This is a genomic window from Planococcus sp. NCCP-2050 (assembly GCF_023708025.1).
In the GTDB taxonomy this organism is placed as follows: domain Bacteria; phylum Bacillota; class Bacilli; order Bacillales_A; family Planococcaceae; genus Planococcus.
In genome coordinates this window covers 240,381-263,070 of sequence record NZ_BRCX01000003.1, presented here as the reverse complement: position 1 = coordinate 263,070, position 22,690 = coordinate 240,381, and the positions used below count along the sequence as shown (strand labels likewise).

Genomic DNA, 22,690 nt, shown 5'->3' with positions numbered 1-22,690 from the left:
CTATTTGAGCAAGTTGTAGACAGATTCTAACGCTTCATCGAGTTTGCCTGGATTTTTTGCACCGGCCATCGCCATGTCCGGACGGCCTCCACCCTTGCCTCCGCAAAGTTCAGCTACGTGTTTGACGATTTGTCCAGCGTGATAGTTCCCGCCTGCCAATTCTTTTGTCACGCCTGCAACCAACATGACTTTTTCACCGTCTGTTGCACCTAACACAATAACGGCTTTCTCAAACTTCTGTTTCAAGTCATCCATCATTTGGCGCAATTGGTTATTGTCTTTCGCTTCAACTCTAGCAGAAAGCACCGTGATATCGTCGATCTGACGTGCAGCTGACATAATTTCTGAAGACTGGGCATTCGAAATTTTCGCCATCAGCGATTCGTTCTCGCGTTGGAGGTTTTTCATTTCCTGCTGGAACGATTGGACTTTCTGGATCAGATCTTTCGTAGAAGATTTCATCAAGCCAGCTGTTTCTTCAAGCAAGTTCTCGCTTTCTTTCAAGTTTTCATAAGCCCCTTTGCCCGTTACCGCCTCAATACGGCGGATACCCGCACCGATTCCGCTTTCGGAAACAATTTTGAAGACGCCGATTTCAGCTGTATTCGTTACATGGACACCGCCGCAAAGTTCAAGCGAATAGCCGCCAATTTCAACAACTCGGACAACATCTCCGTATTTTTCACCAAATAAAGCCATAGCCCCCATGTCTTTTGCTTCTTGCAGGTTATGGTAGCCGGTCTGAACTGAAATGCCTTCCCAGACTTTTTCGTTGACGATTCGTTCGATCTGTTCCAGTTCCTCACTTGTCACTTGCCCGAAATGAGAGAAGTCGAAACGCAGGCGATCTGGCCCGACATATGAACCTGCCTGATTGACGTGTGTTCCCAAAGTATCTTTTAATGCCTGGTGCAATAGGTGGGTTGCCGTGTGGTTTTTGACGGTGTGGCGACGTTCACTTGAATCCACTTGTGCGTGAACCGATGCTTTCGTCAATTCCCCAGTTTCCACTCGAACTGAATGAAGGCTTTGGCCATTTGGCGCTTTCTTCACATCAAGAACCACCGCTTTCACTAAATCGTTCGTCAATTTTCCGTGGTCGGCAATCTGCCCGCCGCTTTCTGCATAAAAAGGCGTCTGGTCGAGAATGACTTGCACTTCTTCCCCTTCATGCGCACTTTCAGCTAACTCACCGTCTTTGATAATGACAAGAACTTTTGCATCCGCAACTGTTTGCGTATAGCCGATAAATTCGCTCGGTTCTTTAATATTCCCGAGTACTTCCGATTGCGTCTGCATCGAGTTGACGTTTTGGCGCGCACTGCGTGCACGGTCGCGCTGCGCTTGCATCGCTGCTTCAAATCCATCGTGGTCAATGGACATGCCTTCTTCTTCCGCATATTCTTCTGTCAATTCAACCGGGAATCCGTACGTATCATACAAACGGAATGCGTCTTCGCCAGGAATTTCAGAATGGCCCGCTGCTTTTTGCTGCTCGACAACTGTCGAAAGAATTGCTAAGCCGTCATGCAAGGTTTCGTGGAAACGCTCTTCTTCCAATTTCATGACGCGGATAATGAAATCCTGTTTATCCGTCACTTCCGGATAGAAATCGTTCATGATTTCACCGACAACCGGCACAAGTTCGAACATGAACGGCTTTTCGATGCCCAATTTTTTCGCGTAGCGGACAGCCCGGCGCAGCAGGCGGCGCAGAACGTATCCACGTCCTTCATTGGACGGAAGCGCCCCGTCTCCGATTGCGAATGCGACTGTACGGACATGGTCAGCAATAACTTTGAATGCCATATCAGCATCCCCGTCTTCGCCGTATTTCTTGCCTGAAATTTCTTCCGTTTTTGCGATGATCGGCGTGAAAAGATCCGTATCGTAGTTTGTTGGAACATCTTGAACAACAGAAGCCATGCGCTCAAGGCCCATTCCGGTATCGATGTTCTGTTTCGGAAGCGGAGTATACGTATGGTCAGGATTATGGTTGAACTGGGAGAATACCAAGTTCCATACTTCTAGGTAACGGTCGTTTTCCCCGCCTGGATACAATTCCGGATCATTCATGTCGCTGCCGTATTTCTCGCCGCGGTCATAAAAGATTTCCGAGTTCGGGCCGCTTGGGCCTTCTCCAATATCCCAGAAATTACCTTCTAACCGAATGATGCGTTCAGCCGGCACACCGACTTCGTTCAACCAGATGCTGTAAGCTTCTTCATCTTCCGGATGGATCGTTACAGAAAGCTTTTCAGCGTCAAAGCCCATCCATTTTTCGTCTGTTAGAAATTCCCATGCCCAGTGGATTGCTTCTTTTTTGAAGTAATCACCGATCGAGAAATTCCCGAGCATTTCAAAGAAAGTATGGTGGCGCGCCGTTTTTCCGACATTTTCGATATCATTTGTCCGAATCGACTTTTGTGCATTGACGATTCTCGGGTTTTCCGGAATCACGCGTCCGTCAAAATATTTTTTCAAAGTTGCTACACCGCTGTTGATCCACAATAAGGAAGGATCTTCAAACGGGACTAAAGGTGCACTCGGTTCTTGATCGTGGCCTTTTTCTTTAAAGAATTCGATATACAATCTTCTGATGTCTGCAGCTTTCATGTTTTTCATCTTAATTCCTCCTCGATTCTTTTGGCTAAAGCTAGGTAGGCTGCAAGCGCTAGGCGAGGGCACAATAAAAAGCCTCCATCTCTTGCGCTTGCGCAAGGGACGAAGGCTTTAATTCGCGGTACCACCCTAATTACACGGAAAACATCCGTGTCTCTCATTATGCCTTAACGCAGCGTGACGGCAGGGATTAGCTGCACTCCGGAGTAGCTTTCTAAAATCGCAAGCAGAAGGTTCTTCCAGCCTAAGGAACCTTTTTCTGGTCAACTGCAAAATTATACTGTCTCCATCAATGTGTTGTTTACTATAAATTGAATTATATAGAAAAAGGTTTAGGTGTGTCAATAGCAGCGTTTATCCGCAAAATTTTGAAATACGCCCAGTAATGGACGAAATACGCTCGGTTAAAGTGGAAATACGCACAGTTATCCAGAAAATACGCCCAGAAGCTAAAGAAATACGCTTCTATCCGGAAATCTTCAAGAAAAAAAGCGCTCGCCATAAGCGAACGCCCCTTACACTTCCATGAAATCTTTCGGCGTGACGCCTTCCATGCCGACGAGCGGATGGATGACGTGGACATTTTCATTCGTCAAACTTGCCGGGCCTTTTGTTTTCGGCGCAGCTGTTTGAGCTTCTGTTTTAGTGATCGCCACTGCTTCAGCCGTCGAAACTTTTTCAGCAACAGCCGTTTCCTGCACAGGTTCTTCCGCAGACAATTGCAACCGTTTCTTCAGCGTCGTCATTCGCTGCACATCATCAGTCCGTTCGACTCCGTAGCGGAACACTTGCGGATCTCCGCAAAGAATCAAAAAGTCTTTGCTGCGGGTAATGCCTGTATAAAGAAGGTTGCGCCGCAGCATTTTCATATAACCGCGGACGACCGGCATGATGACTGTCGGGAATTCCGATCCTTGTGCTTTATGGATCGAACAGCAATACGCGAGCGTCAACTGGTTCAAATCACTGCGCTGGTAGGTCACTTCAATGCCGTCAAACGACGCGACGAGCATGTCTTGCTTCTCCACCGTTTCTTTTGCTTTTAGAATCGCAATCACTTCACCCATATCCCCGTTGAAGACATTGCTTTCCGGTTGGTTTACTAGCTGCAGGATTTTGTCGCCGATCCGGTACGTGATGTCGCCGAAGACCAGTTCTTTTCGTGAACCATCCGGGTTCGGGTTGACCATTTCCTGGATCATGCGGTTCAAGGCATCGATTCCAGCCGGACCCCGGTACATCGGCGCAAGCACCTGGATGTCTTTGATCGAATGCCCTTTTGATAAGGCGCTCTTGACCACTTTCTCGACGACAGAAGCTATTTGATCCGCACCTGCTTTGATAAACGAACGGTCTGATGTTTTTGCTGTAATATCTGCAGGCAATTGGCCTTTTTTCATTTGGTGGGCAAGTTCAATGATCGATGAACCGGAAGTCTGGCGGTAAATGTCTTTCAACTCGACCGTCGGAATGCGTTTTGATTCAAGCAGGTCGCGCAGCACTTGGCCCGGTCCGACTGGCGGCAGTTGGTCCTGATCTCCGACAAAAATAATCTGGGCATCGTCCGGAACAGCTTTCAGCAATTGATGCGCAAGCCACGTATCAACCATCGACATTTCATCGATGATGATCAAACGCCCTTCGATTTCCTTTTCCGTTTCTTCTTCTTTTTCCTGGCCGTTAAAGCCGAGCAAGCGATGGATCGTCATGGCGGGAAGTTCCGTCGATTCACTCAGGCGCTTTGCAGCGCGGCCGGTCGGAGCAGCGAGAATGATGGGAAACGGCTCTTTTTTCTTCGCGTAGTCTTTCGGATCGAGAGATAAGCCGTGCAGTTCCGCATACACTTCGACGAGGCCGCGGACTACCGTCGTCTTCCCAGTACCTGGTCCCCCAGTCAATATCATGACTGAAGAATTGATGCTGCCGTCTATCGCTTCAATCTGCGTTTCGGCATAATTCACCCCGAGCCGCTCTTCCGCTTCACCGAGTGCACGCCGTACTTCTGACGCCGGAAAACGGTCCCGGTTTGCCTGCGAGCCGAGCAAAGTTTCGAGTTTTGTCGCAATGCCGACTTCCGAATAATACAAAGACGGCAAATAGAGGCGGGTTTCTTCACCCGCCACTTTGCTTTCTTCATTCAGCTCGATCATCGCTTTGGAAATTGCTTCGATGGATATCTCGTCGCGCTGGCTCGATTCGAGCATCTCTTTGACGAGCGGGATCAAGTTTTTCGCATCCATATAAACGTGGCCTTCAGACAGCGACGCCTGGTTCAATAAATGCAGAATCGACGCTTTGATGCGATCCGGATGCGCGCCAGTGATGCCGAGTTTTGCTCCCAGTTCATCTGCCCGCTGAAACCCGATGCCTTCAATCTCTTCAATCAATCGGAAGGGGTTTTTCGTCAACACATCGATCGTTTCTTCACGGTAAGCCTGATAAATCCGCATACCGACTTGCGGACCGAAACCCCAATCGTTCAATTGGATCATCACGCGCTCTAGTCCGAGATTCATCTGCAGCGTGGAACGGATAGTGTCTTTTTTGTCATCTGAAAGGCGCGGTACGGCATCAAGTGCTTCCGGATCTTCCAAAATCTTTTTAATGGCATCTTTCCCGAGCTTTTTGACAATCGTTTCCGCAGTTTTACGGCCGATGCCATTGAACATATCGCTCGATAGATAGTGGACGATGCCTTGTTCCGTTTCAGGCACTTCTTTTGTGAAGGTCTCCACTTGAAATTGCACCCCGTATTTCGGGTGGTTTTTTACCGAGCCTGTAAACCGGTATTGCTCTTCCAGCGACAATTTCGGGAAATAGCCGGAGACAATAATTTCTTTTTCAGTATAGGAGGTGTTCGTCTCTTGGATTTTCACTTTCGCGATGGAAAATAGATTCTGGGGATTGTGAAAAATCGAGACGACGGGCCTGCCCAGTACAAATTGCACTTCTTCCTGGAATAAATCGATTTGTCCGGTCATGTCTGTCGTCTCCTTTCTTCCGTGGTTACTGCAGTTTCGTTGCGATCATATCATAGGCGTAACGAGCCATTTCGTTTCGTTCATCCAACGTATAAGCTTGCTTTAAATGATGCATGGCATCTTGCGTACGGTCAGTCGATACGGCATATAAGACACCCAGATTGTAATGGGCATCTGCATGGTCCGGCTCATGTTCTAACACCTGCAAAAATTGCGGTTCTGCCAGGTCAAACAATTCCATCGACGCCAGTGTGATGCCGTAGCTGAGCCGCGCTTGGACGTCTTTCGGGTCCAGTTCAATGGCACGCTGAAGATAAGGGAGCGCCAATTTCGGCTGTTCCAGCTTTTCAAAGCATTTGCCGATCATGAAGTGGGCATCTGCCCCTTCAAGACCGTATTGAACTGCTTTTTCATATAATTTCAAGGCTTCTGCAAAACGCTCCACATTGAAATAAAGGTTCGCTAACCCGTAATAAGCGGTCGCTGATGTTTCATCGAGCGTGATCGCTTTCTGGAAAAAGCGTTCAGCGCGCTCGATATCATCCATCGAAGTCAGCACGTGGCCGAAATTGATGTAGCCAAGGGCGTTGTCCGGTTCTTCTTCGATCGCTTTCGTGAAAGCTTTGATCGCTTCTTCTGTATTGCCTTCTTGCAAGGCTTGAATTCCGATTTCATTGTAATTCATATTCGTCTCTCCCATTAACCTACATATTCCAGACGTACACCATTTTTGAACACACGGTCGATTGTTCCTCCGCCGAGGCATTCTTCGCCGTCATAGAAAACGACCGCTTGTCCTGGTGTGATGGCACGTACCGGCTCGTCGAATGTCACAATCGCTTCTTCACCTTTGAATTCCACTGTTACGCCAACATCAGCCTGGCGGTAACGGAATTTCGCCGTGCATTTCAAAATGCCTGTCGGTGCTGTATCTGACGTGAAGCTTAAGTTTACCGCAGACAAGCTATCTGAGAAAAGGGCTTCATGATTGATATTTTGGCCGACATAAAGAATGTTCTTTTCCAGATCTTTGCCGATGACGAACCACGGGTCTCCGGCGCCGCCGATTCCCAGTCCTTGGCGCTGGCCGATTGTGTAATACATCAAACCGTCATGTGAGCCTTTTTTAACGCCTTCAAGCGTTTCCATCGATCCTGGCTGCGCTGGCAAATATTGACCAAGGAATTCCTTGAAATTGCGTTCGCCGATAAAGCAGATGCCTGTCGAATCTTTTTTCGTTGCCGTCGCAAGTCCTGCTTCAAGTGCAATTTCACGCACTTTTTTCTTTTCCATATGGCCGATCGGGAACATCACTTTCGACAATTGCTCTTGATTCAATTGGTTCAAGAAATAGGTTTGGTCTTTGTTATTGTCTTTGCCGCGAAGCATTTTCGTTTCGCCGTTTTCTGCATGTTCTACTTGAGCGTAATGGCCTGTCGCTAAATAATCCGCACCGAGGCTAAGTGCATGCTCCAGGAATGCTTTGAATTTAATTTCTTTATTGCACATGACGTCCGGGTTCGGCGTTCTGCCGGCTTTGTATTCTTCAAGGAAATACGTGAAAACCTTGTCCCAATATTGCTGTTCGAAATTCACGGCATAATACGGAATACCGATCTGGTTGCAGACACGGATAACGTCTTCGTAATCTTCCGTCGCTGTGCAGACGCCGTTCTCATCGGTGTCATCCCAGTTTTTCATGAAAATTCCGATTACGTCATACCCTTGTTCTTTCAATAAATACGCGGCGACCGAAGAATCAACTCCTCCGGACATGCCGACGACAACGCGTGTATCTTGTGGAGCTTTTACCGTCATTTTTTATCACCTTTTCATAGCAGCGCTAAACGCTTGCTGATTTGTGCTGTCTTTTGGGCAGCTTCAGTTATTTGTTGTTCCGTCAGGCCGATGCCGAAACTGAAACGGATGGAATTGCGCAATTGCTCCGCTTTTTCCCCGAACATCGCAACGAGCACATGCGACGGATCGATGGAACCGGCCGTACAAGCCGATCCGCTTGAAGCGGAAACTCCTGCAATATCCAAATTAACGAGGAATGATTCGATATCAATTCCCGGCAAGCTTAGATTCAGAACATGCGGCATCTGATTGCCGCCGTTTTCCGAAAACTCGATGCCTTCATTCGTCAAAACGTTTTTGAAAATCTGTTTATAGTTTGAGTAGGCTGCTGCCCGCTCGTCCATCGTCGCAAGCGAAATTTCAACCGCTTTTGCGAACGCTGCAATCGCCGGTACATTTTCCGTTCCGGCACGGCGCTTCCGTTCCTGTTCGCCGCCAAATAAAATCGGCGACAGTGGTGTTCCTTTTCGTTGGTAAAGGAAACCGATGCCCTTTGGCCCGTTGAGCTTATGCGCGGATACCGACAGAAGGTCGACATTCAGCGCTTCCACGTCAATCGGCAAAACGCCGTATGCTTGGACGGCATCTGTATGGAATGTGACGTCCGTATCTTTTAACAGCTTACCGATTTCAGCAATCGGCTGAACCGTTCCGACTTCATTATTGCCTAGCATGATGGTCACTAGAATTGTATCGTCCCGCAGCGCTTTTTTCACGTCTTCTGCTCGGACTAGGCCTTTTTCGTCAACCGGCAAGTAAGTGACCTCGTAGCCTTCCCGTTCCAATTTCTCGCAAGCGTGCAAAACGGCGTGGTGTTCAATCTGCGACGTGATGATATGTTTGCCGTCTTTTTTGGCTGCTGTGCCGAAGATCGCCATATTGTCCGCTTCGGTGCCGCCGCTTGTGAAAATGATTTCCGGGTCGTCTGCATGGATGCTCGCAGCGAATACACGGCGTGCGTCGTCCAATGTCTTGCGCGCAGTACGTCCGGTGCCGTGAATGCTTGATGGATTGCCGAATACGGTGAGAAGCGCTTCGGAAAAGGTTTCAGCCACTTCCGGATGCATCGGAGAAGTGGCTGCATGGTCTAAATAAATTCGATTCATTTTAACTGTCTCCTTATATATAAAACATATAATTTTCGTTATTATCGTCTTTTTGATTGGCTAAATCGTCTATGCTCGTCGTCTCAAGCACGTTCTTAACTGCGTCGCGGATGCGGATCCACAATTCGCGCTGCGGCTGAGCTTCGTCTTCGATGCCTTCGACCGGCTGGATCGGGCCTTCAAGCACTTTGATGACGTCTCCAGCGGAAATTTCTTTCGGGTCGCGCGTCAGCATATAGCCGCCGTATGCGCCTCGCACACTTTTCACTAACCCTGAATTGCGAAGCGGACCCACCAATTGTTCCAGATACGCTTCGGATAAATCATATTCTGCCGCAATTTTCCGGAGCGGAATCGGCCCTTCTCCGTAATGTTTGGCGAGTGAGATCATAATCGTTAAGCCGTAGCGGCCTTTTGTTGAAATTTTCATGCTTACACCTCTGAGTCAGATTCCAATTATTCTTCAAAATAGTATAGCATATTTGTCGGGAATGGACTTGCAATGACTTTTATTTGGCAAAACGATATACTAATAGAACGAATGTACGGAAGGAGATTTTTTGATTGCAGAACGAACCTTTAGCATTCCGTATGCGTCCGCGCACCATTGACGAAGTGGTCGGCCAGCAGGATGTCATCGGCCCGCATACGGCGTTATATAAAATGATCCAGAACGGCCATATTCCGTCGATGCTGTTGTACGGCGAACCGGGCATCGGAAAAACTTCGATCGCCCACGCCATCGCCGGCACATCAAAATTGCCGTTCATCGCCCTGAATGCGACGACTTCCGGCAAAAAAGATGTCGAAGACGTGGTCAAAGAATCGCGCATGACTGGGAAAGTCTTATTATTCCTGGACGAAATCCATCGCTTCAATAAACTTCAGCAAGATGCATTGTTGCCGCATGTGGAAAGCGGCGCGATCGTTTTGATCGGTGCCACGACTGAAAATCCGTTCCATGACGTGAACCCCGCGATCCGTTCCCGCTGCGGTGAAATCAAACAGCTTAAGCGGTTGACGCATGACGATATCGTGAACTTGCTGAATACGGCGTTGAGTGATCCAAAACGCGGACTCGGCAATTTAAAAATCGAGATTTCACCAGCGCAAGTGGAGCGCATCGCAGACGGCACAAACGGCGATGCCCGAAAGGCATTGACTATGCTTGAGTCCATCATCATCGCATCTGACGAAATCGACGATATATTTATTGTCGAAGACCAAATGGTGGAACAGATGATCAAGCGCGTCGGCGTGTTTGGCGATAAAAAAGGTTCCCATTTCTTTAATTTGCTGTCCGCGCTCCAAAAATCCGTGCGCGGCAGCGACGTCAATGCAGCGATGTATTATTTGGCGCATTTATTGGAAAACGGCGATTTGACCGCCGTCACCCGCCGCCTGCTCGTTATGGCATATGAGGACATCGGCCTTGCGAATCCGGAAGTCGGCGGCCACGTGCTCGCTGCCTGCCAGGCGGCTGACCGCCTTGGTTTGCCGGAAGCGCGCATCCCGCTCGCACAAGCGGTCGCCGAGATGTGCTTGTCCGAAAAATCGAACTCCGCTTACCGGGCGATCGACGCTGCCATCTCAGCCATCAATAAAGGCGAGACGGGCGACATCCCGATGCATCTTCGCGACACGCATTATGCCGGCAGTGCCGAACTTGGCCACGGCGGCTATCGATATCCGCATGACACACCGCTCGGCTCGTTCGGCGGCTGGGTCGATCAGGATTATTTGCCGAAAGAAGTGCAAAAAGCCGAATACTACAAGCCGGTGATTGCCGGAGCCGAGAAAAAGTACGCCGGCATTTATGAAAAACTAAAATCATTCCGGAAAAATAAAAAATAAGTTATCGAAAGCCATTTCCAAATGCGGAAATGGCTTTTATTTGCGTTCAAAATTTTTTATTTGCGCTTAGAACGTTTTATTTGCGGTTAGCGGAATTTATTTGCGTTCACTCCCGGTTTATTTGCGTTCAGCAAAATTCCGCATAAAAAAACCGGCTCAAACCTCGAGCCGGATCGTTTTTAATTATTGCGTACGCGGTTGATATGGATCGATTTCGTCATATCGTTGATGACCCAGCTCGCACAGATCAAGCCGACCGTCGACGGCGTAAAAGCATTCGAGGAAGGCGGCATCTGCGCTTTGCGGATCGGCGCATTCGGCTTTCCTACCGTTTCAACGACGTCTTCACGGACAATAATCGGACTTTCATCGGAAAAGACGACGGGGATTCCTTTTTTGATGCCGGCTGCTCGCAATTTCCGGCGGATCACTTTCGCTAGTGGATCGGTATGCGTTTTTGAAATATCGGCGATTTGGAAGCGAGTCGGGTCTGTTTTATTGGCAGCACCCATGCTTGAAATGATTTTTACGCCGCGCTTGTAGCATTCCATCATCAAATGCACTTTATAGATCATGGTATCCGATGCGTCAATGACATAGTCGGGTTCGTAGCTGAAAAATTCTTCATACGTTTCTTCCGTATAGAACATATGTAAAGAAATCACTTCACAGTCTGTATTGATGTCTGCAATGCGGTTTTTCATGACTTCCGCTTTGGACTGGCCGACGGTCGAAAGATTCGCCACCAATTGGCGGTTGACGTTGGTGATGTCGACATTGTCTTTATCCACTAAAATAATGCGGCCAACACCGCTGCGCGCGCATGCTTCTGCAGCAAACGACCCAACGCCGCCCACTCCTAAAATGGCCACGGTTGAATTTTTAACAAGATCCATGCCTTCTTTGCCTATTGCTAATTCATTTCTTGAAAATTGATGTAACATAAGTTCCCTGCCCTTCAAAGTTGATCATTCTACTAGGAATTATACACAAATAAAAACCCCCCGACAAATTGCCGGAGGGCGAAATTTTAAAATAATAGGAGAATCCCAATCGTGCCGTCCTTGGTGTTGCGCATCGTTTTTGAACCCGCTTCTAGCAGGTGGGTGACCTCTCCATCACTTATAACTTCCCGTTAAGGCATGTTAGCCATGATGAAATCTGGTCTCCCGACGACAAAATGTTGGGTCAAAACTGAATTGCTCGTAACGAACACATCAGGATTCTCTACTAATTGTATGTTAGCACACTCTTTTTATTTGTACAAGAAATTTACTCTGGTTCTTTTTCAGTATTCTGAACATTCAGCAATAGGCTTAAGTCATCAAGCTGTGCTTTTGAAACTGGACTCGGCGCGTCCGTCAACAAGTCGCTTGCGCTTGCTGTTTTCGGGAAGGCGATTGTGTCGCGCAAGTTTGTGCGGCCTGAAAGCAGCATGACCAAACGGTCTAAGCCGAATGCGATTCCACCATGCGGCGGTGTGCCGTATTCGAAAGCATCCATCAAGAAGCCGAACTGTGAACGGGCTTCTTCTGCCGTAAAGCCAAGAACACTGAACATTTTCTCCTGGATATCACGACGGTAAATACGAAGTGATCCTCCGCCTAGCTCATAGCCGTTCAATACTAAGTCATACGCTTGTGCACGGACGTTTTGCGGCTCTGTCTCCAATTTATCGATATCTTCTTCGAAAGGCATGGTGAACGGATGGTGAGCTGCAAAATAGCGGCCTTCTTTTTCATCGTATTCGAATAGCGGCCAGTCTGTGATCCATAGGAATTTGTAAACCGAGCTGTCGATCAAGCCAAGCTCTTTGCCGAACTTCGAACGCAAAGCGCCTAGTGTATCTGCCACAACAGATGCAGAATCTGCAACGAATAAAAGAAGGTCTCCTGCTTCCGCTTCTGCACGTTCTGTCAATGCCTCTGCCGCTTCGCCTTCAAAGAACTTCGCGATTGGCCCTTTAATGCCATCTGCTTCCACTTTCAGCCAAGCAAGGCCTTTCGCTCCGTAGACAGCCGCAAATGAACCCAATGCATCGATATCTTTGCGTGAATAATTCGCCGCTTGCCCTTTGACATTGATCAATTTCACTTGGCCGCCGTTTTCAATCGCGCCTGTAAACACTTTGAAAGAAGAATCTTTCACAAGATCTGAAACATTGACAAGTTCAAGGCCAAAGCGAACGTCCGGTTTATCCGATCCGAAACGGTCCATCGCTTCTGTATAGCTCATGCGCTCAAATGTCGGTTCGATGTCGACGTTTTTCACTTCTTTCATCATCTGGACCATCAAGCGCTCATTCATGCCGATAATGTCTTCCATTGACTGGAAGCTCATTTCCATATCGATTTGTGTGAATTCCGGCTGGCGGTCAGCACGCAAATCTTCATCGCGGAAGCAGCGGGCAATCTGGTAATATTTATCGAATCCGGAAACCATCAGCATCTGTTTAAAGAGCTGCGGCGATTGCGGAAGCGCGTAGAATTCGCCATCATGCACACGGCTTGGCACCAAATAATCGCGGGCGCCTTCCGGTGTTGATTTCGTTAAAATCGGTGTTTCCACTTCCAGGAATCCTTCTGTGTCCAAGAATCTGCGGATCGATTTTGTGATATCCGAACGCATTTTGAAGGTTTCGAACATGGCCGGACGTCTCAAGTCGAGGTAGCGGTATTTCAAACGCAAGTCTTCGCTGACGTCTGTATTGTCCTCAATCGCAAAAGGCGGGTTTTTCGCAGCATTGATGATTGAAGCGTGGTCCACTTGCACTTCCACTTTCCCTGTTTTCATCGCTGTGTTGACTTGGCCATCCGCTCTCGCAACAACCAGTCCGTCGATGTGTACGACGAATTCGTTGCGCAAGGATTCACCGATCGCTGCCGCTGCTTCTGAGATTTCAGGATTGAAGACGACTTGGACGATGCCGCTGCGGTCGCGCACATCCACGAAGATCAAACCGCCTAAATCCCGGCGTTTTTGTACCCACCCTTTTAATGTTACACGTTGTCCGATAACAGTTTCATTTACTTCACCACAATAATGCGATCTCGACATGTTTTATTCCTCCAATGATTTCTTATTGTTGATCGTTTTAGCCATTTCGGAGAATAAAAGCTCTTGCTGTTCGCCGGTAGCCATTTCTTTCAGTCCGGCTTTGCCGCTTTCCATTTCCGTTTCTCCGATGACGATGACGTAGTTTGCGCCTTTGCGGTCAGCTGACTTCATCTGGGCTTTCAATTTGCGTCCGGTATAATCCATATCTGCCGAAATGCCATTTGACCGGAAATCTTTGAGCAAGCTGAACGCTTGTTTCTTCGCTGATTCGTCCATCGCGATCACGTAGACTTCCAGATTCTGCGATTGGCCGATTTCCACTTTTTCCATTTCCAATGCCAATAATAAACGCTCAATACTCATCGCAAAACCGATTCCCGGTGATTCCGGTCCACCAAGGTCTTCGACAAGTCCGTTATAGCGTCCGCCTCCACAAAGTGTCGTGATGGCGCCAAATCCTTCAGCGTCGCTCATGATTTCAAAAGCGGTGTGGTTGTAATAATCAAGGCCGCGAACCAAGTTCGGATCGACGACATAATCGATGCCAAGCTCTTCCAGATACATTTTCACCTCATCAAAATACGCCTGCGAATCTTCATTTAAATAATCGGCAAGTGACGGTGCTGTATCCATCAATGGGTGATCGCGGTCGACTTTGCAATCAAGGATGCGAAGCGGATTTTTTTCCAAGCGCGTTTGGCAGTCGCTGCAGAATTCATCGATGCGCGGGGCGAAATGTGCCACAAGCGCTTCTTTGTGCGAAAGCCGGCTTTCGGTGTCGCCAAGCGAATTGATGACTAAGCGCAGCTTTTTCAAACCGACGGAACGGTAAAGTTCCATAGCGAGTGAAATCACTTCTGCATCAATCGCAGGATCTTTTGAACCAATTGCTTCCACCCCGAATTGCACAAACTGGCGCATGCGGCCGGCTTGCGGGCGTTCGTAGCGGAACATCGGGCCTGTATAGAATAATTTTACCGGTTGGTCCGGCAAGCCGAATAATTTATTTTCCACAAACGAACGGACAACAGAAGCTGTGCCTTCCGGACGAAGCGTCAAACTGCGATTTCCGCGGTCTTGGAATGTGTACATTTCTTTTTGAACAATATCAGTTGTGTCGCCTACGCCGCGCTGGAATAATTCGGTGTGCTCGAATACAGGTGTCCGAATTTCCTTGTATTGATAAAGCCGGCATAGTTCGTTGATTTTTTGTTCGATTTCCTGCCATTTCTCCGATTGGCCAGGCAGAATATCGTATGTGCCACGTGGTGCTTGAATGCTCATTTTCTTCACTCCCTTATTTTTTCCAAACAAAAAAGCCCTCGCCCCTTGCTTACGCAAGGGACGAGAGCTCTGTTTTAAGCTTCCGCGGTTCCACCCTAGTTGATGTACAAAAACGCTGCACATCCTCTCATTCCGGGTAACGGCCGGTTCCGTTCTTTCCTAATAAGCCCGAATTTCAGCCTTTCAGAAAAAAGCCTCAGAAGTGTTTTTCATCACAGATCCCTGCAGGAAAGTTTACAGCCCAGGACTTCCCCTCTCTTTTCAGCCAATCATGCAATTACTTTCTTCGTCATCAGCAAATCTAAATATATGAGTATAATGATTAATCTTAAGGACTCCCTGAATCCTTGTCAACCTTTTTTGACAAACGCCGTTTTTTTTACAATAATACAAAGTAGGTGAAAAGAAATTCCATGCCGTTTTTCTTTTCTTCACGAATCCAATTAAATAAGTTCCAAGGAGGTGCTACATGAACCGCAAATGGCCAATCGTTCTTATTTTATTTATTTTATTGGCCGCCGGCAGCCTGCCTGCCGCAAAAGCTCCGGCTGTCTATGCTGCTGGCACGGATATGAAAATATCCGCTTCCACCGTCAATATCCGAAGCGGTCCGGGCTTATCGTATAGCGTTACCGGTTCCTTGTCTAAAGGTGAAACCGTTAACGTCGTGTCGCAGTCGGATGAATGGTATGAAGTGAATATCGACGGCGAAACCGGCTGGATCGCTTCTTGGCTGACAACTTCTACGGGCGATGCTTCCGAAAGTGGTGCATCAGGCGAGACCGCTGTTTCAACTGTAGACCGCTTGAACGTCCGCGCGCAGCCGGATTTATCGTCATCCGTCTTGACGCAAATGAATGCAGGCGAACAAGCGACAATCGTCCAACAAACCGGTGATTGGGTTGAAATCGATTTCCATAATACACGCGGCTTTGTTTCCAAACAATACATAAGCGTTTCCGAAAGCTCGGTCAGCAGCCCCTCGCCTGAAGCGGCCGCAGTATCTTCTTTTGAGATTGCTGTAGATGCATTGAATGTCCGCACGAAACCGGATCTGAATTCCGACGTGAAAGATTTGGTGCGTAAAGGCAAAGTCTTCCCGATTAAATCGATGGAAGGCAATTGGGTCGAAATTGAACTGAGCGCGAATGACAGCGGTTGGGTGTATGCGTTTCACGGACATTTATCCGACCAAAGCGCAAACGCTGTTTCCGGCACCGATACGGAAGTGGTGACCGTCTTGACGGATGGGACCAATCTCCGTTCGAAGCCTTCGACTTCTTCTGAAGTCGTAAGCCGCACAAATGCAGGAGAACGTTTATCAGTCATCGGCCAAGACGGCGACTGGTATCAAGTTTCCTTGCCTGGCGGACAAGATGCCTATATCGCGACTTGGGTCGTGACGAGCGGTGAAACGGAAACTGTCCAGCAAGAAAAGAAAGAAAAACCTGACCGAAAAGCTGGCACATTAGACGGCTTGACGATTGTCATCGATCCCGGGCATGGCGGAAATGATGGCGGTACGGTCGGTGCACGCGATACCGAAGAAAAAGACCTGACCTTGAAAACGGCTGAAACTTTGACGCACCATCTCCGTTCTGCTGGAGCGGAAGTGGTGCTGACACGGCAGTCCGACGTGTATGTTGATTTGAGAAAACGCGTTTCCACTGGACACCAGGTGGCGGCGGACGCCTTTATTTCGCTTCACTACGATGCGACAAATGACAGCAGCGTCTCTGGATTCACCACTTATTATCTGCATGATTACCAAGAACCGCTTGCTGAATACATCAATGCGGGACTCGGCAAGAAAATTGATCTGCGCGACCGCGGCGTCCAGCCCGGAAATTATTTAGTGCTGCGCGAAAACCGCCAGCCCGCTGTTCTCGTTGAACTGGGCTTCCTCAGCAATTACAACGACGAACGCATCGTTTCGACCGGCAAATTCCGCGACCAAGCTGCACTTGGCTTGTACAACGGCATTATCCATTATTTCGATGCACAATTAGAAGAGTAGGAAAAAACAATGCGGAGAATTTTCTTCCGCATTGTTTTTTTGTGCATTTTGGGTATTCTGCAAACAAACTCGATGATTCCGCAAAGAAAGTCCGATATTCCGCAAATAAACTCTTTTATTCTGCAAATAACTAGACTTAGACTTAAAAGTGGACACGACCAAATGAGTTTCGACATACTGAAACTACTTAAGTAAAGGGCGTGTCAGACATGGGCAAACGAAAAGACAAAGAATATAAGGAATATGTGGCCAAACTTATAGTGGACGATGGAAGAAAAGCCACCGAAGTCGCTTACGAGCTGGATCTGGTTGCGTGTACGATCCGCCGCTGGGCATCTGAGTATCAAGAAAAGAAAGATCGGTTGGCGAATCCGGATCGGGAACAACTGATGAGCGCAACCGAACTGCAACAGCGGCTCAAAGATGCCGAACGGCGTCTGCAGGAACGGGAAGAGGAGATCGACATCTTAAAAAAGGCCATGCATGTCTTCACTAGAAACCAAACGTGATTTATGCGTTCATCCATGCGCATCGAAATGAGTATCACGTCGTGAAGATGTGCCAAGTCCTCGGGGTCTCCAAGAGCGGTTTTTACAAATGGCAAGCCACCTTGGCCAGCAGCCAGCTGTCTGAACTCCAGGCAAAGCGGGAAGAAATCAAACAGAAGATCGCCCAGTCCTATTACGAAAGCCGGGGCATCTACGGCAGCCCACGCATCCATGAAGACTTGGAGGCATGGGGGTATTCCGTATGCGAGCGGACCGTGGGCCGCTATATGAAGCAGATGGGACTGAGTGCGTTGCCGGAAGCGAAATTCCAAGTGACCACCGATTCACGGCATGACCAGTTCGTCTATCCGAACCTGCTGGAGCGCAAGTTCCAGGTGGCGGCACCTAACACTGCCTGGGTCACCGACATCACCTACATCTGGACAATGGAAGGCTGGCTTTACCTGGCGAGCGTCATGGACCTCTTTTCCCGAAAAATCGTTGGCTGGAGCTTGGACGTCACCATGAAAACCGAATTGCCCCTTGCCGCACTGAAGCAGGCTCTCATCTTCCGAAACCCGGATGCGACGCTGATTCACCATTCCGATCGGGGATCCCAGTACTGCTCGACCGAATATATTGATTGCTTGAAAGGCAAGGAAATCCAGATCAGCATGAGCCGAAAGGGCGACCCGTATGACAACGCGTGCATCGAATCCTTCCATGCCAGTTTGAAGAAAGAACTCATTTACCGTACTCGTTACAAGACACGGGCGGAAGCCAAGGCAGCCATCGGCTGGTACATTGACAGCTTCTACAATCCGAAGCGCCGCCACTCGACACTCGGTTACCTGTCGCCGGTCGAGTATGAGAAAAAGCAATTTCATCTCTTCACGGAAAAGAGCGTTTCGTAAGCAATTGACGGTTGGGGGCAGCGGTCCAGTTATGAACCGCTGGCACCGGCTGTCCGAGCAAGCGAAGCGCAGCAGCCTTTTCCCAATGAAAAAATTCAAAACCCCGTGTCCACTTTCTTGACGGAAGACCATAACTTCGTTTATTCCGCAAACAACGCGGCTTTTCCCGCAAATAAAACAAAAAACCGGTTCGAAGGGTCTCCCCTTCAAGCCGGTTTTATTATTTCGATTCCACTACGATGGTGACTGGGCCGTCGTTCACGAGCTCCACATCCATCATTGCACCGAAAACGCCGGTTTCCACTTTCAACCCGTTGTTTCGGAGTGCGTCGTTGAACGCTTCCCAGATCGGTTCGGCCGTTTCGGGGCGCGCAGCTTGGATAAAGCTCGGGCGGCGCCCTTTTTTCACGTCGCCGTAAAGGGTGAACTGGGAAATCGACAGGATGTCTCCGCCGTTTTCCAAAATCGACCGGTTCATCTTGCCTTCTTCGTCTTCAAACAACCGCAATTGGGCAATCTTCCCTGCGACGTAATCGACATCTTTTTGTGTATCTTCATGCGTAACCCCTACAAGCAGGACGTAGCCCGATTCGATCGAACCCGTCACTTCCCCGTCTACAGTCACGGATGCTTCTTTTGAACGCTGCAAAACAACTCTCATAGTTCCTCCTTAGTTCGTGACGCGGCGAACGGAATAGACATCCGGAATCTGTTTGATGCGTTCCACTACCCGGTTCAGATGCGTAATATGCGGAATCAGGATCGTCATGTTGATCGTCGCGATTTTATTCGAATCGGCTCGGCCGCTGACGGCAGCGATGGTCGTTTTCGCTTCGCTGACCATCTGCATCACTTCGTTGATGAGGCCGGTGCGATCGTAAGCTTCCACTTCGATATCGATTTGGTAGTCTTTCTTTTCCGGAAGCCCCGAATTGTCCCATTCAACCGGGATCAATCGGTCCATCTGGTCGGCATGGATATTCGGGCAATCGGCACGGTGCACAGAAACCCCGCGCCCTTTCGTAATAAACCCGATGATGCTGTCGCCTGGAACCGGGTTGCAGCATTTAGACAAGCGGATCATCATATTGTCGATGCCACGCACGATGACACCGGATTCCGTTTGTTTCCGCGGCGTATGGGATTTCATTTCCACGGTCAATTTCTCGATCGCTTCTTCCTGCTCACGTTTTTTGCGCTCGCGTTCAGCCAACCGGTTGACGACTTGCTGCGCAGTCATGCCGTTAAAGCCGACCGCCGCATACATATCCTCTTCGCCGGCGAAATTAAATTTCTCGCAAACCCGTTTGATGTTTTCGTTCGTCAACACATCTTTTGGAATAAAATCCTGCGCTTTGATTTCTTTCTCGACGAGTTCTTTTCCTTTTTGGACATTGTCAACACGCAATTGCTTTTTAAAGAATTGCTTGATCTTATTTTTCGTCTGCGTTGACTTGGCGATTTTCAGCCAGTCGCGGCTAGGACCGAACGATTGCTTTGAAGTGAGAATTTCCACAATGTCGCCCGTTTTTAATTCGGTATCAAGCGGGACCATTTTACCATTCACTTTGGCGCCGATGGTTTTATTGCCGATTTCCGAGTGGACACGGTACGCGAAATCAATTGGCACCGAGCCAGCCGGCATTTCGATCACATCGCCTTTTGGCGAGAAAACATAGACCATATCCGAGAACAGATCAAATTTCAATGATTCCATAAATTCTTCTGCATTATCCGCTTCGTTCTGGAAATCCAGAATTTCACGGAACCATGTCAAACGCGAATCGACCGTATTCTTTGGCATATCGACTTTTTTGCCTTCTTTATAGGCCCAGTGGGCAGCAACCCCATATTCTGCGATGCGGTGCATCTCTTCTGTACGGATCTGCACTTCCAACGGATCCCCTTGCGGCCCGATTACCGTCGTATGAAGCGATTGGTAAAGATTCTGTTTCGGCATCGCAATATAGTCTTTGAAACGGCCAGGCATCGGCTTCCATGTGGAGTGGATGATGCCAAGAACGGCGTAGCAGTCCTTGATGCTTTCAACCGTCACCCGGACAGCGAGTAAATCATAGATTTCGTTAAACTGCTTGTTTTGGATCGCCATTTTGCGGTAAATGCTGTAAATATGTTTTGGACGTCCAAAAAGATCCGCTTTTATCTCAACTTCATTGAGCTGCTTGCGGATTTCATCCATGACATTATTCAAGTATTCTTCGCGTTCGGTGCGTTTCTTTTTCATCAGGTTGACGATGCGGTAATATTGCTGCGGATTTAAGTAACGTAAGGCTGTGTCTTCGAGTTCCCATTTAATGGTATTAATTCCTAAACGATGAGCAATCGGCGCGAAAATCTCTAATGTCTCGTTCGCTTTCATGCGCTGTTTCTCGACAGACTGGTATTTCAAAGTCCGCAGATTATGCAGACGGTCCGCTAGTTTGATTAAGATGACGCGAATATCCTGCGCCATGGCAACAAACATTTTGCGGTGGTTTTCCGCTTGCTGCTCTTCTTTGGACATGTATTTAATCTTGCTTAATTTTGTCACGCCATCCACAAGCATTGCGACTTCTTCATCGAAATCACGGACAATGTCTTCGCGGCTGACTGTCGTGTCTTCGACGACATCATGCAAAAAGCCTGCTGCGACAGTTGCTGGGTCCATTTGTAGTTCTGCAAGTATCCCGGCCACTTGCACCGGGTGGACGATATACGGTTCACCGGATTTACGGAGCTGTCCTTCATGGGCTTTAAGCGCTACTTCATATGCTCGTTTAATTGTTTCTACATGATCGGCATTCATATAAGACGCAACCATCTCGAATACGTCTTCAGGTGTCCTTACTAAATCTTTCGCCATAATTGCCCACCTTGCTTTTAATTTTTCGAAAAGTATATCTTTCTATTATAAAAACCAACAGGTGTAAAAGTAAAGCTTTGTTGCAATTATCCTTTAATTGTTTCACAAATCCGCCTTAATTTTGTCAACTATGGCCGTCTTATTTCCTTTTCCGATAGAAACAGACTTTTTAGCGGAAGCAATGCATTGGATATTTTCCACTTTTACATTTACTGCCGGCTGCTTCCCGCCTGCAATCGAAATGTCCGCCGAAGCGGTGTGGAAGCCGGAAAATTTCCCGTTTGCAAGAAAGACATTTGCCGCTTTATACTGGATGGCCGCAATTGGATTATTCGCGTAGTCATAGCGCGGATCCCCGATAAACCGGAAACGGTTGATCGCAACGTTGCGGAATCCTGAAACGACCAAAGCGCGCGGAGATGATCCGGCATACATATCTGTGAAAACGGGCGCTACGGAAACGAGATTTTGTGCAGCAATATTATAGGCACTAAGAGAATCCGGATCTTCCGCTTTATGATGCCCAATATGGCGGAAATTGAACGAGCGGTTATCGTGAACCGATAGATGCCCGGAAATAAAAACACCGGTTGCAGCTGATGAAGTGGCATGGGCTTTGATTTCCAGTCCGCCGAAACAGCGCGCTGTCGAATTGTTCGACAGCCAGACAAAACGGGAGCCATCATCAATTTCGATGCCGTTTGAATTGGAAAAGCCTTTTTTATGGGAGCGGCCGCTTGGGTCGCAGAAATGTGAATTGGATATGAAAATATAATCGCTGTGGTGGGTTGTGATGCCGTCATCTCCAAATCCATAGCCGCTCGCCCGGTCGAGCCAAATAAACTTGCTGCCGCCTCTCGCCCGGATGCCGTCGCCGCCGTAGTTATAGGTAGGAGACGAAATATCGAAGCAGTGCAGCCCCGGGTTATATGCTGCGACGTTTTTCACCCAGCCATATGTCAGATGGGCATAAGTCAGACAGCTGGAATGATTGAGGCCGGCGCTTGTGTTTTCAACATTGCCGAGGCGTTCCACATTCCAATCCAAACTTAAATTTTCAACAGAAATGTGGTGGTTGCCCTTCACATAATTTCTATTGGTTACGAGCCGCTGTTTTTTCAGCGCTTCATCGTGGAGCCGGATCACCGTCGCCCCTTTTCCTGCTCCGCGGAGCCTGGTCCAAGAAGGCAGTTCGATTTTCCGTACGATGAATATGCCAGCAGGGACTAAAACATCTACATAGCCGCTGCCGATCGCTTTACGGAAGGCCTCTGTAGAGTCGGTCATTCCGTCTCCAACTGCGCCGAAAGATTCCACATTAACGATTCGTTGAAAAGAACGTTCGAGATTCGCATATTCCCTGTCTAATCCGCCTTTCCATTCGGGTACAGCTTCATCAGCAACCACTTTAACGGAATAATTGTGTGGATCCAGCGTTGAATGTTTTTTGCCAGTCATTGCCCATAAACGCTCCATCCATGATTTCCGGTACTGGCTGTTGAGGGGAAGCGGCTTTGAATTTTTTAAGGACCTAAAATATTCGATCGTTTCTTTTGTGGTCTCCGCTAAAGGCTGTGGATCGTCCAAAATAGCCGTTATCAATTCTTTATTTTTTCCAGGATCGTGGTATTTGCTTAATTCCAT

At 48.3% G+C, this 22,690-nt stretch carries 14 protein-coding genes, 1 other RNA gene, 1 pseudogene and 2 other annotated features; of the genes and pseudogenes, 3 read left to right on the top strand and 13 right to left on the bottom strand.

Translation table 11 applies throughout. The annotated features are described in order from the left end of the window. The 6 genes from alaS to cymR all read right to left on the bottom strand — a co-directional run bounded on the left by alaS (position 1) and on the right by cymR (position 8,999). Positions 1–2,625, bottom strand: coding sequence for an alanine--tRNA ligase (alaS, locus tag NFU07_RS12820; RefSeq protein WP_251478730.1), 2,625 nt, complete (start codon positions 2,623–2,625; stop codon positions 1–3). A 92-nt stretch (positions 2,626–2,717) separates the two neighbouring features. Beyond that, positions 2,718–2,924, bottom strand: a binding site (T-box leader). Positions 2,925–3,137: 213 nt separating this feature from the next. Continuing rightward, the gene (recD2, locus tag NFU07_RS12815; RefSeq protein ID WP_251478713.1) at positions 3,138–5,603 is read right to left on the bottom strand and encodes an SF1B family DNA helicase RecD2; all 2,466 of its coding nucleotides are present in this window, start codon (positions 5,601–5,603) and stop codon (positions 3,138–3,140) included. A 25-nt stretch (positions 5,604–5,628) separates the two neighbouring features. Next, on the bottom strand, positions 5,629–6,288 hold the full coding sequence (locus NFU07_RS12810) for a tetratricopeptide repeat protein (protein WP_251478711.1): 660 nt from the start codon (positions 6,286–6,288) through the stop codon (positions 5,629–5,631). 14 nt (positions 6,289–6,302) lie between these two features. After that, the gene (mnmA, locus tag NFU07_RS12805) at positions 6,303–7,421 is read right to left on the bottom strand and encodes a tRNA 2-thiouridine(34) synthase MnmA (protein WP_251478709.1); all 1,119 of its coding nucleotides are present in this window, start codon (positions 7,419–7,421) and stop codon (positions 6,303–6,305) included. Between the two features lie 14 nt (positions 7,422–7,435). Beyond that, positions 7,436–8,569 (bottom strand): cysteine desulfurase family protein, encoded by a 1,134-nt coding sequence (locus tag NFU07_RS12800; protein ID WP_251478707.1) that lies wholly within the window; start codon positions 8,567–8,569, stop codon positions 7,436–7,438. Between the two features lie 13 nt (positions 8,570–8,582). Next, a complete protein-coding gene (gene cymR, locus NFU07_RS12795) occupies positions 8,583–8,999 on the bottom strand; it encodes a cysteine metabolism transcriptional regulator CymR (RefSeq protein ID WP_251478705.1) in 417 nt (138 codons plus the stop codon). A gap of 134 nt (positions 9,000–9,133) precedes the next feature. Here cymR and NFU07_RS12790 point away from each other — a divergent pair, with 134 nt between their 5' ends. After that, positions 9,134–10,423, top strand: coding sequence for a replication-associated recombination protein A (locus NFU07_RS12790; RefSeq protein WP_251478704.1), 1,290 nt, complete (start codon positions 9,134–9,136; stop codon positions 10,421–10,423). Positions 10,424–10,602: 179 nt separating this feature from the next. Here NFU07_RS12790 and NFU07_RS12785 read toward each other — a convergent pair whose 3' ends face one another. The 4 genes from NFU07_RS12785 to hisS form a co-directional block, all read right to left on the bottom strand. Further along, complete coding sequence (locus NFU07_RS12785; RefSeq protein WP_251478702.1) at positions 10,603–11,367, bottom strand: tRNA threonylcarbamoyladenosine dehydratase; 765 nt, start codon at positions 11,365–11,367, stop codon at positions 10,603–10,605. A gap of 98 nt (positions 11,368–11,465) precedes the next feature. Beyond that, positions 11,466–11,650, bottom strand: a non-coding RNA gene (ssrS, locus tag NFU07_RS12780) — 6S RNA. Between the two features lie 45 nt (positions 11,651–11,695). Beyond that, complete coding sequence (gene aspS / locus NFU07_RS12775; protein WP_251478700.1) at positions 11,696–13,480, bottom strand: aspartate--tRNA ligase; 1,785 nt, start codon at positions 13,478–13,480, stop codon at positions 11,696–11,698. A gap of 3 nt (positions 13,481–13,483) precedes the next feature. After that, entirely contained in the window at positions 13,484–14,764 is a 1,281-nt protein-coding gene (gene hisS, locus NFU07_RS12770) for a histidine--tRNA ligase (protein WP_251478698.1), read from the bottom strand. A 53-nt stretch (positions 14,765–14,817) separates the two neighbouring features. Then, positions 14,818–15,066, bottom strand: a binding site (T-box leader). Between the two features lie 167 nt (positions 15,067–15,233). Here hisS and NFU07_RS12765 point away from each other — a divergent pair. Then, positions 15,234–16,781, top strand: a complete 1,548-nt coding sequence (locus tag NFU07_RS12765; RefSeq protein ID WP_251478696.1) for an N-acetylmuramoyl-L-alanine amidase family protein — start codon at positions 15,234–15,236, stop codon at positions 16,779–16,781. A 209-nt stretch (positions 16,782–16,990) separates the two neighbouring features. Continuing rightward, positions 16,991–18,183, top strand: a pseudogene (locus NFU07_RS12755) (IS3 family transposase). A 220-nt stretch (positions 18,184–18,403) separates the two neighbouring features. On the opposite strand, the gene dtd reads toward NFU07_RS12755, so the two are convergent. The 3 genes from dtd to NFU07_RS12740 form a co-directional block, all read right to left on the bottom strand. After that, positions 18,404–18,844, bottom strand: coding sequence for a D-aminoacyl-tRNA deacylase (gene dtd / locus NFU07_RS12750; protein WP_251478692.1), 441 nt, complete (start codon positions 18,842–18,844; stop codon positions 18,404–18,406). A 9-nt stretch (positions 18,845–18,853) separates the two neighbouring features. Beyond that, complete coding sequence (locus NFU07_RS12745; protein ID WP_251478690.1) at positions 18,854–21,046, bottom strand: RelA/SpoT family protein; 2,193 nt, start codon at positions 21,044–21,046, stop codon at positions 18,854–18,856. A 102-nt stretch (positions 21,047–21,148) separates the two neighbouring features. Further along, the gene (locus tag NFU07_RS12740) at positions 21,149–22,690 is read right to left on the bottom strand and encodes a glycoside hydrolase family 55 protein (protein WP_251478688.1); all 1,542 of its coding nucleotides are present in this window, start codon (positions 22,688–22,690) and stop codon (positions 21,149–21,151) included.

What these genes read in the sequence shown, in the direction of transcription:
- alaS (WP_251478730.1), bottom strand. Translation starts at nt 2,625, where the DNA reads ATGAAAAACATGAAAGCTGCAGACATCAGAAGATTGTATATCGAATTC.
- recD2 (WP_251478713.1), bottom strand. Translation starts at nt 5,603, where the DNA reads ATGACCGGACAAATCGATTTATTCCAGGAAGAAGTGCAATTTGTACTG.
- NFU07_RS12810 (WP_251478711.1), bottom strand. Translation starts at nt 6,288, where the DNA reads ATGAATTACAATGAAATCGGAATTCAAGCCTTGCAAGAAGGCAATACA.
- mnmA (WP_251478709.1), bottom strand. Translation starts at nt 7,421, where the DNA reads ATGACGGTAAAAGCTCCACAAGATACACGCGTTGTCGTCGGCATGTCC.
- NFU07_RS12800 (WP_251478707.1), bottom strand. Translation starts at nt 8,569, where the DNA reads ATGAATCGAATTTATTTAGACCATGCAGCCACTTCTCCGATGCATCCG.
- cymR (WP_251478705.1), bottom strand. Translation starts at nt 8,999, where the DNA reads ATGAAAATTTCAACAAAAGGCCGCTACGGCTTAACGATTATGATCTCA.
- NFU07_RS12785 (WP_251478702.1), bottom strand. Translation starts at nt 11,367, where the DNA reads ATGTTACATCAATTTTCAAGAAATGAATTAGCAATAGGCAAAGAAGGC.
- aspS (WP_251478700.1), bottom strand. Translation starts at nt 13,480, where the DNA reads ATGTCGAGATCGCATTATTGTGGTGAAGTAAATGAAACTGTTATCGGA.
- hisS (WP_251478698.1), bottom strand. Translation starts at nt 14,764, where the DNA reads ATGAGCATTCAAGCACCACGTGGCACATACGATATTCTGCCTGGCCAA.
- NFU07_RS12765 (WP_251478696.1), top strand. Translation starts at nt 15,234, where the DNA reads ATGAACCGCAAATGGCCAATCGTTCTTATTTTATTTATTTTATTGGCC.
- dtd (WP_251478692.1), bottom strand. Translation starts at nt 18,844, where the DNA reads ATGAGAGTTGTTTTGCAGCGTTCAAAAGAAGCATCCGTGACTGTAGAC.
- NFU07_RS12745 (WP_251478690.1), bottom strand. Translation starts at nt 21,046, where the DNA reads ATGGCGAAAGATTTAGTAAGGACACCTGAAGACGTATTCGAGATGGTT.
- NFU07_RS12740 (WP_251478688.1), bottom strand. Translation starts at nt 22,690, where the DNA reads ATGGAATTAAGCAAATACCACGATCCTGGAAAAAATAAAGAATTGATA.